A 12,746-nucleotide genomic window follows, 5' to 3' on the forward strand; every position below is an offset into this window, starting at 1 on the left:
GGGCTGTCTGATGCGTAGGACGCTTCGCCTGATCGTTCTTTTTCTGCTGCTTGGGTTGGCCCTGCTGGCGCTGGCCGCCAGTCTGTTGCAGCGAGGCAACCTGATGCTGCTGGATCAGGGCGTAAAGCTGCAGAGCGTGCAAGGCGTCAGCTGGACGCGCGGCGGCTTAGAGCTGGAATCTATCTCTGGCCAATACCAGCATGCAACCGGCCTGCTGGATTTCCAGATCCATGGCTTGAACCTCAAGCCTGGTCTGAGCTCGGCCTATGGGTTGCAGCGCGTTGAGGTTCGGCAGGTACTGCTGAACTGGGACTCGGACGCTGCCAACTCGGCGCTTTCACAGGTGCAACCGGAGCCGGTCGAGTCGGCCAGTGAGCCTGATCGCTCGCCAGCGGACTGGCTGGCCAAGTTGCCAGAACAGATCCGGCTGCCGAACGTGAGTCTGGAGATGCCCTGTCAGGGCAACCGTTGCAAACTCGATCTGGCCTTTAATCTGGAGCGCGATGCCGCAGGTCTGTCGAGCCTTAACACGAGCCTCAGATCCGACCAGGGTCAGCTCGATCTGGCCGCCAGATTGCAGCGCCTCGGCACCGATTGGGACCTCAGTGCCCTGCTGGAACTGGATGATCAGACGGCTCTGGTGCTTGCAGCCGACTGGCACGAGAGCGGCCAGTCACAAGGTGAAGTGCGGGTTGATGACTGGCCACAGGCCCCCTGGCTGAAGGACTTTCTTGGCTTGTGGGTATTGCTCCCGGGTGGTGATCTGCTGGAGCTGCCGGAGGGGGCGCAGGCCAGCCTGAACTGGCATGTGAGCAATCCGCAATCCTTGAGCAGCCTGCCGGAATGGCTGTCCGGCAAGGTCAAACTGACAGCTGCACTGAACCTGCCTGAGCCCTGGCGCTTGCCGGATCTGGGCCAGTTACAGGGGCGTGTCGATCTTGAGCTGGAAGGTGACAATGGACAGTGGCTGCTGCGCAATGGTCTTGCTGATCTGGCCTTGAGCGACTTGCAGCTACCCTGGCCGGAGGCACTCCCGGTCGACCTGCGGCCGCAGCAACTGACGCTGCTGGTGAGTCCTGACTCCGGCAGCCTGCTGGACTGGCACAACCAGTTGTCTGCTCGCCTGGAGCTTGCGGCAACGGGTCCTGTGGCATTCAATCTGACCGGTCGCGCCAGTCTGCAGACGGCGCCTGAATGGCAACTGGACTGGACGGAGTTGCTGCTGCAACTCCGTGCGCCGCAGTTGCAGCAGGCCGGCTTCAGGGTGCGCGATCTGCTGTTACAAGCGCCGATGCAGGGCAGCCTGAATGCCCGGCAGTTGAATGTCGAAATGGCGCAGACGGCCTATCTGGGTTTGGCCGAATTGCAATCCCCAGAGCTGGAGCTTGAGGTCGAGGATCTGCGCCTGGGGCTGGCTGGTTTGCGTCTGCTGTTGCCGCTGAAGGCAGACCAGCCCGCTGACTTGCGCGGGCAACTGGCGCTGGGCATCGGGCAAATTCGCCATCCCATGCTCAAGCCCCAGGGCTGGAGTGGCAGCGGCGCGCTGAGTCTAAGCGAGGGTGGGTTGAACTGGCTGGGCGGGTTGTCCAACAGTACCGGGTTGCAGTTTGATCTGCAGCTCAGGCAGGCGCCCGAGCAACCCTGGCAGGCCGTGATTACCCTGCCAGAGATTTTTTTGCGGGCCGCCAACCCGCTGGCCTCTTCCCTGGCCGACTGGCCGGATTTGTTGAGTTTCAGCAGCGGTCGCCTGCAAGGGCAGTTTACCGTCAAGGGTAACCCGGGCTTGCAGCAGCTGGATGGGCAGATGAGTCTCAGCGGTGGCCAGGGCATTTACGACCGCATGGTCTTCAAGGGTCTGGCGGCCAGTCTGCAGGTCGGGCTCCAGGGCCAGAACCTGCGTCTGCAACTGCCGAGCTTGAGCCTGGACGAGCTGGACCCGGGGCTGCCGCTGGGGCCGCTGCAGGCTGCCGTGGATTATCAGACCACACTGGCGCACCTGATGGCCGGCAGCCTGATGGTCAACTCAGGTCAGCTGGGCCTGTTGGGCGGGCAGGTTGCGGTGCAGCCTGCCCGACTTGAGCTTGGGCAGCCCCGAACGGAACTGATCCTGGAACTGCAAGGGGTTGAACTGGCCCGGCTGTTTGAGGTCTACCCTGCAGAGGGCTTGAGCGGTCGCGGCACGCTGGATGGGCGATTGCCGGTCTCCCTGGTTGAAGGCAAATTGCTGATTGATGGCGGGCAGTTTCAGGCCCGTGAACCGGGTGGCTACTTGCAGTACCGTTCGGATAAATTGCAGGATCTGGCGCAGGCCAATCCGGGTATGCGCCAGGTTGCCGAAGCGTTGGATGACTTTCACTACACGCTGCTGGCTTCGGATGTAGCCTATGATGAGCAGGGTGTACTGGTATTGGGTATGCAGTTGCAGGGGCGAAATCCAAACCTGCAGGATGGTCGCCCAATCCATTTGAATCTGCGCCTGGAGGAGGATATCCCGGCGCTCATGGCCAGTCTGCAGCTGAGTGGCCAGGTAAGTGAGATCATCCAGAAACGGGTGCAGCAAAGGCTGATAGAGCGCCAGCTGACCCCCTGACGATTTTTACAAGGGAGTAACGGGTATGCGATGGCATCTTGCAGCGGTGGCCATATTGGCGATCGGGGGGCTCGCGGCGTGCACACCGACCGTGCAGCTGGCGGCTCCCAGTGAACCGATCAACATCAATCTGAATGTAAAAATCCAGCACGAGATCTATATCAAGGTCGACCGACAGCTGGATGAGTTGTTCAGTGAATCCAGCGGACTGTTCTAGGGGAAAGCACATGCGTATGTCTATTCGATATGTCAGTTTGCTGCTGGCGTTGTTACTCAGTGCGCCAGCTTTGGCCCTGAACCTCAATCAGGCCATGAGCGCCCTGCCGGAAGCCAAGGCAGCCGGGCTGCTGGGTGAGCAGCCAAACGGTTATCTGGGCGTGGTCACGCCGGGGGGCAATGCGGAAGAAGTGGCCAGACTGATCAACCAGGCGCGGCGAGCGGAGTACCAGCGCCTGGCAGGGGAAAACGGCATTCAACTCAACGATGTCGAGTCCATCGCCGGCAAGAAAGCGTTGGAGCGTACCCCGGCTGGTCAGTACATCCTGCTGAATGAAGTATGGATGAAAAAATAGTCAGACTTCATGGTGCTGGCAGCCATTCCAGGCTGCCGTACCAGCCGCGTATTGGCTGACCGCTGTTGTCGCAATCGGTCATGACCGCGATACCATCGATACTCTCCAACTCGATACCGTGCAAGCGCTGAAAGTCCGCCTGCACATTTCGCTGTTCGACAACCATCTGACCCGGGCTTTGCGGATCGCCACTGCGTAGCGCCAGCATCATCGCATTGGCGGTATAGGCATTTGGCCAAGCGCTGTCGACAGGTTGCTGACTGGACCAGACGTAGTTCACGGCGCGTGTGCGCCAGGGCAGCAAACCACCATCCTTCACCACATACAGGCGCACCGGGTAGTCATCGCCCTGCTTGCTGGTCTCATCCAGATTGTCGAATACCCGCTCCACAGCCCAGCTCCAACGCAGCACCGGTGTCGCATTAAGATCAACAGGTTGCTCCAGGTAGAGGGCCGAGGCGGCCTGCTGACAGTCAGCCTGCAGCCGGCTGCCGTCCTGGTGTTGTTGCAGGCTGTACTGCGTTTGACCAGCAAAGTCGCGCTGCGGCCAAGTGAGCATCTGCTCGGCTGTCAGTTTCTGTGCCTGGGTCAGGCCAGGAAACAGCAGAAGGCTACACAATGCAGCGAGGTTGGTGGTGGTTTTACCTGTCATCGTTCTGATCCTGGCTGGCGCTGTCCTGCTGAGCCTTGTACCAGTCTTCCCAGTCATGTGGTGAGCCGGCTTTGGGTTTTCCAGGGTGCTGGGCGCGTTGCCAAGCATGACCGCGCAGGCTGTGGTCATTGCGTTCAGCGGCCTCGTCCAGACCGTATTTCTTTAAAAACTCATCTGCATTCATGCTGCCACCTGTACTGGTGTCTATGACATGGACCAGTATGGGTGCAAAGTGCCTGGCTTGCCCGAGGGCAAGGCAACAGGGTGTGTCAGAGGGACTCCTGATCCAAGCCCAGCAGCACATCCACGCGTTGCAGTTCATGCGGCGCAAAACGCTCTGAGCGCAATTCATTTAGCGCCTGCTGTTTGTCACTCTCGGCCAGGCCTGGATGGCGCAAAATCGATTCACGCTCTTGGCTGAAGCTGTCCAGACGCGACTGCCATTGCTGGCGCTGCTGATCGAGCTGCTCCAGTCGTGCCGTGGCCTCCGGGCCTACCAGTTCCATGCGGGTCTGGCGTAGTTGCTCAGGGCTGGCGCCCTGCTCCGTCAGCACGCGGGTTTGCTCGCGCAAGGTCAGGTGCAGTTGTGGAATCAATAATTGCTGCATTTCTTCCGGCAATCTTTCGCGTAGTGCTTCGATCTCATAGGCTTTGTCCAGTTCGCTGAGCTGGTCGTCACGCAAGATGGTCATGCGCTCCAGGGTGAAATCGTTGTAGGCCTCTTCGGCGGCAAAAAAGGCCGCATGCGCTTCTGCGCTGAACAGACTGCGGCGCAGCTGGCGCACGGCCTCCTCGCGGGCACGAATATCATCCAGGTTGGCGGTGACCGGCAGACGCTGTTCGAGCTCAGCGACAGCCGTCTTGTAATCGATATAACTTTGCAGCAGTTCCAGAGCCTGCCCGAGCGCGGGCTCCTGCAGCTGGCTGGCCAGATGAGTGCGAATACGCTGCGTCGCGCTGTCAAAGGACTCCTCGCCAACGCTGGTGTAAAAATAGTCAAACAGGTGTCGCAGTTGATCCGTGATCAACAGATTGCCATTGCTGTCGGTTCCCAATTGTCCATCCACCTCGGTACCGCGCATTGAGGTGGGCGCGGGGGGCAGCTGGGCCGGGCCGGCTGCAGCTGGAATGCTGATCGGTGCCGGTGCCGGTGCCGCGTCGTGCTGCGAACTCTTCTGCTCGGGTGCGGCAGCCGTGACGGGGGTGGGTTGTTGCGGATTCAACAGTACCCAGCCGACTAGAGCGGCGCTGAGAATCAGGGGGGTATAGATCAGGGCTTTCATGTGATATCCAACGACTGTTGAGGCATCAAACCTGCGTGAGCGGAACCCCTGTCCAGCGCAAGGCCGGACAGGGGCATGGCACTCAAAGACCGGCGTTTTTCAACCGGTTGGCATGTTGGCGGTAGACCGACACCGGATCCGTTTCAAAAATACTGGTCAGGCCAAAGGTCTGGTTAACCTCGTCCAGGTGATTCATGCGGTAGTTATCGCGAATCACCATGCCCATGCGTGAGCTGCAGCGACCAACCAGACCATCGTTGGCTTCAAAGCCAAAGGTCAGGGCCGATGCGCCCAGTAGCAGGTCAGAGACGTCCAGCACATTGGTCAGCGGGCGGGTACCGCTCCAAGAGTAATAGCGTACGCCGTTGACCCGGTAGGCGCCCTCACCACAGGCCGAAGTAGGGATGCCCTGCGGGAAGCGTGCGTTGAAGCGGGCGGCACCCTGGGAGTTGAGTGATTCAAGTGCGCCCAGGGCATTTTGCGGGGTCATGGAGGAGCTGCCGGAGAGGAAGTTGATCAGTGAACCCAAGCCGTTGACGATGCCTGCCAGCATGGCTTCTCCGGCTGAGCCCGGTGGTACGTTGCGGATGAAGTCGGCGGCGGCTGAGCCTTTGTGTGGAGCACCAACACTGGTTGCCGAGGCGATCAGATCGGGTCGAACGGCCGCCACGTAGCGGATCGTGGGTCCGCCATGACTGTGGCCGATCAGGTTGACCTTGGGCTTGCCACTGATGGCGACGATCTCTTCAACCTGAGCTAGTAACTGTTCGCCGCGGGCTTCCGAGGTATCCAGCTGACTGACTTCGGTGACATAGACGCTGGCGCCGTCCTTGCGCAGAGCCGATGGAATGCCATACCAGTAGTTGATACCCAGGATATTGTCGAAGCCCAGCATGCCGTGGGCCAGCACAATGGGATACTGGGTTTTGGTGTAATTGGATGAGCCGAACCAGAAGGCGTTGGCCTGACTGCTCATGCCCAAAGTGGCTGCCAGGCCGATGGCCAGTGACAGTTTTCCTTTGATTTGCATTGTTGGACGTCCTGAGTTTGTTTTTGTATTTGTTTTCTCTGATTACGCAACAGAGTCGTGGACAAGTATAGAAGGTGCACGCTGTGGGTAAAGTCTCGTAGTGAGACAGATTGGATGAAACTGGCCTTCTGTTTTGTGACCCTTCGGTCAGCGTGTTGAGGTCGGCATCATTGAGGCTGTGAATCCGATGAACGGCAGTTCATTTCTTGGCGCTATAGGTTGTGTCTGGTGCTGCAGGATGCCCTGCCAACTCTGTTACAAAAGTCGTTGATACCGTCGTTTGCAAGCGCCCTAACTACAGATTCTGGCTGCACAATCTGCTAATCTTTCGAGCTACCTGCCTGTGAATGCAAGGAATCATCACGATGCTGGAAAGTACTCTGCTCAGCGGTTATGCCTTTTGGTTGTTACTTGGACTGCTGTTGCTGGCGTCCGAATTTTTTATCCCCGGTCTGATCGCCATGTTTTTCGGTATCGCCGCGCTGATTGTCGGCCTGCTCACGCTGTTCGGGGTGATTGGAAGCCTATCGGTGCAATTGATGCTCTTTGCACTGATCAGTCTGGCTACCCTGTTTGGTTTGCGTCGGCATTTTCGGCGCTGGCTGAGGGGTGGGGTGAGTGAAATACCGGTTGCTGATCTGGACGATTCGGGACTGGTTGGGATGCGAGTCATGGTGATATCGGACTTCGATCATGGTGTCGGCCATGTTCAGCTCAATGGCTCCAAGTGGGACGCCGAGTCAACTGATCCGCTTAAAAGCGGTGATGCGGCCTGGGTGGTCAGTCACAGGGGCATCGTGCTGCGCATTTCTGCCACGCCATCCGCAAGCTGATGGGTTATTCATTTAAATACAAAACGGAGTAGTCATATGGAAATTGCAACAATGCTGTCATTGGCGTTTCTTGTGCTGATCATCATCATGATCGCCAAGACCGCACAGATCGTGCCTCAGCGTTCTGCCTACGTGGTAGAGCGCCTGGGCAAATATGCCAAGACCCTCGAAGCCGGTTTTCACATTCTGATTCCCTTCGTTGATCGTATCGCCTACCGCCACACCCTGAAAGAAAACGCCCTGGATGTGCCGCGTCAGGCCTGTGTTACCCGCGACAATATCCAGATTGTGGTCGATGGCGTGCTGTATCTGCAGGTGATTGATCCCAAGCAGGCCAGCTATGGTATTCAGGATTACAGTTTTGCCGCCATGCAGTTGGCCCAGACCACACTGCGTTCGGTCATCGGCAAGATCGATCTGGATAAAACCTTTGAGGAGCGTGAGTCGATCAACCAGAAGGTCGTTGAGGTGCTGGATGAGGCCGCCACCCCCTGGGGCGTGAAAGTCCTGCGTTACGAGATCGCCGACATCGAGTTGCCCGCGACCATTCTTGATGCGCTGGAGAAGCAGATGCGCGCCGAGCGGGAGCGTCGTGCCGTGGTAGCCCAGTCCGAAGGCGAGCGCCAGGCCAAGATCAACGTATCCGAAGGTATGAAGCAGGAAACCATCAACCTGTCCGAAGCTGACAAGATGCGTCAGATCAACGAAGCCGAAGGTAAGGCCCGTGAGATCGAACTGATTGCTACCGCTACCGCAGAAGGCTTGCGTCGGGTTGCTGAGGCGATCAACACCCAGGGCGGCAAAGACGCCGTGGCCTTGCGCGTTGCCGAGCAGTACGTGCACGAGTTTGGTAATCTGGCCAAGACCAATAACACCATGATTCTGCCAGCTGAGTTGAGCAATATCGGTTCGGCGGTAGCGGCCATCACCCGCACCCTGGACAGCGTCAAGCAGTCCTGAAGTTGTGCCTAACCAGGTTGCCGAGTATCTCGGCAACCTGGTCCTGCCCAAGGGTGTTGCCCATCGAGGATTGATCCGATGAAACCAACTGACTTAGCGGATAGCGATACCTCGTCAGACCAGCAAAAGGCCATGCTGCTGCGCCTGGCGCGGGTTGAGGGACAGATTCGCGGAATCCAGAGCATGATTCGCCGGGGTGAGCCTTGTGAGGCCATTGCCCAGCAGTTTTCCGCTTCACGCAGTGCGCTGGACAAGGCCTACCGGCTGATGCTGACCTGCCTTATCGAAGAAACCCTGCAGGAACCGGGACAAACGCCGGCCGACGCGGCTGAGCGGGTGCGCAAGATTTTCATCAAGTACACCTGAGTCTGAGTTTCAGCGCGGCTGAGCAACGCTGGCCTGCCTGCGTTCGCGGAAACCCTCCATGACCGACATCAGTGCCGGAATCACCAGCAATACCAGGAGTGTCGAGAATCCCAGTCCGAAGGCAATCGAGGTGGCCATCGGGATGAGGAACTGCGCCTGCATGGACGTTTCGAACAGCAAGGGCAACAGGCCGCCGATGGTCGTCAGTGATGTCAGCAACACGGCACGTAAGCGCTGTACCACTGCCTCGTTAAGTGCCTCGTTGATGGCCAGTCCGTGCTTGCGCTGTTGCTGGTAGAAGCTGACCAGGATGATCGAGTTGTTGACCACAATACCCGACAGGCCGAATAGCCCGAACAGCGACAGCACCGTCATGTTCAACCCCATGACATAGTGGCCTAACAGCGCGCCGACCAGCGCCAGTGGGATCACTGCCATGACAATCAGCGGTGTGCTCCATGACGAGAAAACCCAGACCAGCACCGCATACATCAGCAACAGACCGATGATAAGACCGGTGCCCATGTCGGCCAGCGTTTCGCGCTGGTCTGCCGAGCGGCCTTCAAAGCTATAGCGCACGTTATAGCGGGCCGCCAGCGCTGGCAGGCTGTCGGCCAGACTGGCCAGCACCTCGCCGGCGGTGGTCTGACTGGCATCGATATCGGCGGTGACCTCGGTCGCCAGCCGGCCCTCGGCATGGCGCAGGGCATCAAACCCTTGGCGCGTATCAAATTCCGCGACCTGAACCAGCGGCACGAAGCGGCCGTCATCCAGCCGGATTGACAGATCATTCAAGCTGGCCAGTTGCGCGCGCTCGGCATAGGGCAGTTGAACCCGTACTTCGATTTCATCGGATTGCTGCTGGAAAATTTGTGCCAGACGACCATCATAAGCCGCCCGTAATTGTCGACCCAGACTTTGGGTGCTCAGTCCCAGGGATTGACCATAGGGTGTCAGGCTGTAGATCAGCTGTTCGCGGCCCCAGGCCATGTCATCTTCGGTGGATATGACCCCCGGGATACCGGCAATCATTACTGACAGCTCATCGGCGGCCTGTTTCAGTTGCAGCGGATTTTCACCTGTCAGGCGCACGTTGACATCCTTGCCCGGCGGACCGGATACGCGCTCGGTAATCACCAGTCGGTCAATCCCGGCCGGTAGTATGATGCGCTCACGCCAGGCGCGGACAAAGGCGGTATTGCGCACATCGCGGTGATCCGGTGAGGCCAGTTCGACCAGGATGGCGCCCAGTTGATCACCCTGTCGGCCGGCCCCGGCGGAACCGATCACCTCGCCCCGACGGACAATGGCATTATCGATCAGGTCCTGATCAAAGCTGGCCTCAGTGGCATTCAGGGTGTCCTGCAAATGATCCAGGAAGGCATCGACTTCGGCTTTTGGGGTGCCCGCGACGAAGCTGGCGTTGGCGTAGATGACCTGCGGCTCCGGGGTAGGAAAGAAGCTGAAGCCGATACGCCCGCTACTGATCAGGCCGATGGTCAGTATCACGCAGACCAGGGCGCAAGCCAGAGTCGCGCTGCGGTGTTGCAGGGTAAGATTCGACAGAGTGCGAAAGCGACCATTGCGAAAGTGGTCAAAGTGCTGATCAAAGCCCTGCCGCACCGCATCAATACGCCTTCCAGCACGCTGCAGCAGCCCGTTGCCTGCCGATTGTACTGCTGGCTTGAAGGCGGAACGCAAATGATGCGGCAGCACGACAAAGCACTCCAGCAGCGAGGCGATCAGCACGCAGATCATCACCACGGGAATGTCGCCCAAAATATTGCCGAAAATACCGCCGACCACCAGCAGTGGCATGAAGGCAGCAATGGTGGTCAGTGACGAGGCTACCACTGGCCAGAGCATGCGTTTGGCCGCCCCCTCGGAGGCATACTCGGGCTGCTCGCCGTTACGAAAATGCGCATCGGCATCTTCGCCGACCACAATGGCATCATCGACGATAACCCCCAGAGCCATGATCAAGGCAAACAGCGAGATCATGTTGATCGAGCCACCGATCAGCCAGAATACGCCGAGGGCAGCGAGGAACGCAGTGGGAATGCCAACTGCAACCCAGAGGGCAACGCGTCCGGGCAAAAACAGGTACAGCAGCAACAGGACCAGTACCAGACCGCCGATACCATTACTGACCAGCAGACCGATACGGTCGTTGATCAGTTGCCAGGCCTGATCGTAGATGTGGATTTTCAAGCCTGGTGGCAGGCCGGGTTCAACCTCAGCCAGCCAATCGTTGAGCAAGCGTGCCGAAGCCAGCGAATCGCCGTCTTCGGCGCGCTGCAGCTGCAACTCTACCGCGGGGTAACCCTCGTGCTTGAGGGTCACCTGATTGCGCATCGATTCCTGACGAATATCCGCCACGTCACCCAGGCGGATATGATTGATGGCATCTGGCTGCAAAGGCAGGTTGGCAAAGGCTTCCGGCGAGCGGCGCTGTTCAACCGCGCGCAACTCACGAGCAGAATCCGCCTCGCCAGCCAAACCGGCGGGCAGGTCCCGCGATTCATTGGCAACCCGGTCAGCAACCTGATCAAGGGACAGGCCAATACGCTGCAATGCGGCGTTCGGCACTTCAATGCTGATCTGCTGATCGGGCAGTCCACGAATATCGATACGGTCAATGCCGCGACTGAGCAGATCACGTTCGAAGCGGTAGGCGATGCTACGCAATTCCTGGTCGGTATAGGGTCCGTATATCAGCAGGGTGGCAATCGGATCGAAGCGGGCTACCCGTAGCACTTCGGGCCGTTCGGCATCGGCGGGCAGGTTGCGAAATTCATCAACTCGCTGACGCGCATCGTCCAGGGCAATAATCGGGTCTACCCCTTCGCGAAACTCCAGGGTGATGCTGGATACTCCCTGAGCCGAGGTCGAGGTCATGGATTTGAGGTTTTCCAGGCTACGCAGGCGCTGTTCCAGCGGGTTGGTGATGGCCTGCTCGATGTCCTCCGCCGAGGCGCCGCTCCAGATCACCCGCACTGTGACGAAATCCAGGGCAAAGGTCGGAAAGAACTGGATGTTCATGCGCATCAGACCGAGCACACCGACCATCAGCATAACCAGCATGACCAGGTTGGCGGCCACCTTGTGGCGGACAAAAAAGGCGATCGGTGAGCTCGGGCGACTCATTGCGCAGGCACCTCGCTGGCGCCGGCGGTTTCCACCCGCAAGCCCTGCATGGCGTTGGGCAAGTGGGTAATGATGATCTCCATGCCCGGCTGCAGGTCGCTTGAGCGCACCAGAATCCAACGTGAGCCATCGGCTTGCAGGGTTTCGCCGATGCGTTCAACCTGCTTGCGCAGCATGCGGCCCTCCGCCAGGGCGTAAACGGTATCGTTGCCATACAGTGCGCTGTAGGGCAGGGCCACGCTATCATCCTGGGCCGGGCGTGGGACGCTGATGGCCAGCAGATTGCCAACGCGAAGCCCACTGGCTGGCTGGTCCAGGGTGAACAGGGCTTCAACACCGCGGGCGTCAGCGGTACCGGCAATGCGCTGCAGCGTCATGCTCAGAGCGGGATCAGTATCGAGCGTGTGGGCTACCAGTTGCTCGCCCTCGGCCAGCGCCTGCATAAAGGCCTGGGTATGGATCTGCGGCAGGCTGGCACGCAGCTCCATGCCGTCAATCGGGTAGAAGGTCAGCAGAGCTGCATTGGCATTGACCTGATCACCTTCAGCAACCTGCACCTGGCCTACTATGCCGTCAAAGGGTGCAATAAAGCGGCTGCGATCGACGTCCCGGCGCATGCCGTCGAGGCTGGCACTGGCCCCTTCAGCGCGGGCTTGAAGCGACGCGCGGCGAGCAGCATAACTGTCCAGACTGCGCTGGCGGTTGGCTACGGTCAGGGCGGCCCGTTCAACCCCGTCAGCGGCATTGTCCAGTTCGGAGCGGGATACCAGCCCCCGCTCGATCAACTGCTCAATGCGTTGGTAGTTGGTTTCGGCATTCGCCAGGATGCGTTGTTCCAGAGCCAGGGCGCGGCGATCATTGGCATGACCCAGCCGCTCACTCTCCAGTTGCGCCAGGGCATCAGCGTGCTCGGCTTCGGCCTGCTGTAAACGCGGCGCAAGGTCGCGTTCATCCAGGGCCACCAACAGGCTGCCTTGGCTGACCAGTTCACCATCGCGCACCGGCAGGGAGCCAATGCGCCCGGCCAGGGGTGCGACCACAGTAAAGCTGCGCGGCGACTCCAGTTGACCGTACAGGGTCAGACTGGGTTGCAGGCTGTCCGGCTGAATACGCAGTGTCTCGACACGCCAGCTGCGCTCTTGAGGATTGATCGGGTCAGGAACGTCCCGGGTCGCTTTAAGCAGGATAAAGCCGATCACGCCGACGGCGATAATCAGGGCGGGAACGATACGCTTGCGCATGGGACTTCCTGAGACTGACATGAAGATCGCTCTGTATAGCTTGCAACCGCACAGGCTGCAATAAGCATTTTT

At 59.3% G+C, this 12,746-nt stretch carries 12 protein-coding genes; 6 read left to right on the forward strand and 6 right to left on the reverse strand.

Annotated elements, in window-relative coordinates; translation table 11 throughout:
- The first annotated feature begins 10 nt into the window (after positions 1-10).
- The 3 genes from AC27HQ_RS06710 to AC27HQ_RS06720 are packed head-to-tail and all read left to right on the forward strand — an operon-like array spanning position 11 to position 3,162.
- The gene (locus AC27HQ_RS06710; RefSeq protein WP_487155373.1) at positions 11-2,590 is read left to right on the forward strand and encodes an intermembrane phospholipid transport YdbH family protein; all 2,580 of its coding nucleotides are present in this window, start codon (positions 11-13) and stop codon (positions 2,588-2,590) included.
- 25 nt (positions 2,591-2,615) lie between these two features.
- The gene (locus tag AC27HQ_RS06715; RefSeq protein WP_487155374.1) at positions 2,616-2,807 is read left to right on the forward strand and encodes a YnbE family lipoprotein; all 192 of its coding nucleotides are present in this window, start codon (positions 2,616-2,618) and stop codon (positions 2,805-2,807) included.
- Between the two features lie 10 nt (positions 2,808-2,817).
- Complete coding sequence (locus tag AC27HQ_RS06720) at positions 2,818-3,162, forward strand: YdbL family probable chaperone protein (protein WP_487155375.1); 345 nt, start codon at positions 2,818-2,820, stop codon at positions 3,160-3,162.
- A 7-nt stretch (positions 3,163-3,169) separates the two neighbouring features.
- On the opposite strand, the gene AC27HQ_RS06725 is transcribed toward AC27HQ_RS06720, so the two are convergent.
- From AC27HQ_RS06725 to AC27HQ_RS06740, 4 genes are all read right to left on the reverse strand, one after another.
- Positions 3,170-3,814, reverse strand: coding sequence for a DUF3047 domain-containing protein (locus AC27HQ_RS06725; RefSeq protein ID WP_487155376.1), 645 nt, complete (start codon positions 3,812-3,814; stop codon positions 3,170-3,172).
- Positions 3,804-3,998 carry a hypothetical protein gene (locus AC27HQ_RS06730; protein WP_487155377.1) on the reverse strand — a complete coding sequence of 65 codons (195 nt, stop codon included), beginning with the start codon at positions 3,996-3,998 and terminating at the stop codon, positions 3,804-3,806. The genes AC27HQ_RS06725 and AC27HQ_RS06730 overlap by 11 nt, the downstream gene beginning before the upstream one ends.
- 85 nt (positions 3,999-4,083) lie before the next feature.
- Complete coding sequence (locus AC27HQ_RS06735) at positions 4,084-5,097, reverse strand: lipase secretion chaperone (protein WP_487155378.1); 1,014 nt, start codon at positions 5,095-5,097, stop codon at positions 4,084-4,086.
- 82 nt (positions 5,098-5,179) lie between these two features.
- Positions 5,180-6,121 carry an alpha/beta fold hydrolase gene (locus AC27HQ_RS06740; protein WP_487155518.1) on the reverse strand — a complete coding sequence of 314 codons (942 nt, stop codon included), beginning with the start codon at positions 6,119-6,121 and terminating at the stop codon, positions 5,180-5,182.
- A gap of 371 nt (positions 6,122-6,492) precedes the next feature.
- Between AC27HQ_RS06740 and AC27HQ_RS06745 the strand changes: the two genes are divergently transcribed.
- From AC27HQ_RS06745 to AC27HQ_RS06755, 3 genes are all read left to right on the forward strand, one after another.
- Positions 6,493-6,960 carry an NfeD family protein gene (locus AC27HQ_RS06745; protein WP_487155379.1) on the forward strand — a complete coding sequence of 156 codons (468 nt, stop codon included), beginning with the start codon at positions 6,493-6,495 and terminating at the stop codon, positions 6,958-6,960.
- Positions 6,961-6,996: 36 nt separating this feature from the next.
- Positions 6,997-7,920 carry an SPFH domain-containing protein gene (locus AC27HQ_RS06750; RefSeq protein WP_487155380.1) on the forward strand — a complete coding sequence of 308 codons (924 nt, stop codon included), beginning with the start codon at positions 6,997-6,999 and terminating at the stop codon, positions 7,918-7,920.
- A gap of 78 nt (positions 7,921-7,998) precedes the next feature.
- On the forward strand, positions 7,999-8,286 hold the full coding sequence (locus AC27HQ_RS06755; RefSeq protein ID WP_487155381.1) for a metal-sensing transcriptional repressor: 288 nt from the start codon (positions 7,999-8,001) through the stop codon (positions 8,284-8,286).
- A 9-nt stretch (positions 8,287-8,295) separates the two neighbouring features.
- On the opposite strand, the gene AC27HQ_RS06760 is transcribed toward AC27HQ_RS06755, so the two are convergent.
- Both AC27HQ_RS06760 and AC27HQ_RS06765 read right to left on the reverse strand, forming a co-directional pair.
- Complete coding sequence (locus AC27HQ_RS06760) at positions 8,296-11,433, reverse strand: efflux RND transporter permease subunit (protein ID WP_487155382.1); 3,138 nt, start codon at positions 11,431-11,433, stop codon at positions 8,296-8,298.
- Entirely contained in the window at positions 11,430-12,674 is a 1,245-nt protein-coding gene (locus tag AC27HQ_RS06765) for an efflux RND transporter periplasmic adaptor subunit (protein WP_487155383.1), read from the reverse strand. The genes AC27HQ_RS06760 and AC27HQ_RS06765 overlap by 4 nt, the downstream gene beginning before the upstream one ends.
- Between the last annotated feature and the right edge of the window lie 72 nt (positions 12,675-12,746).

It is taken from the genome of Halopseudomonas sp. 4NH20-0008 (assembly GCF_057548395.1).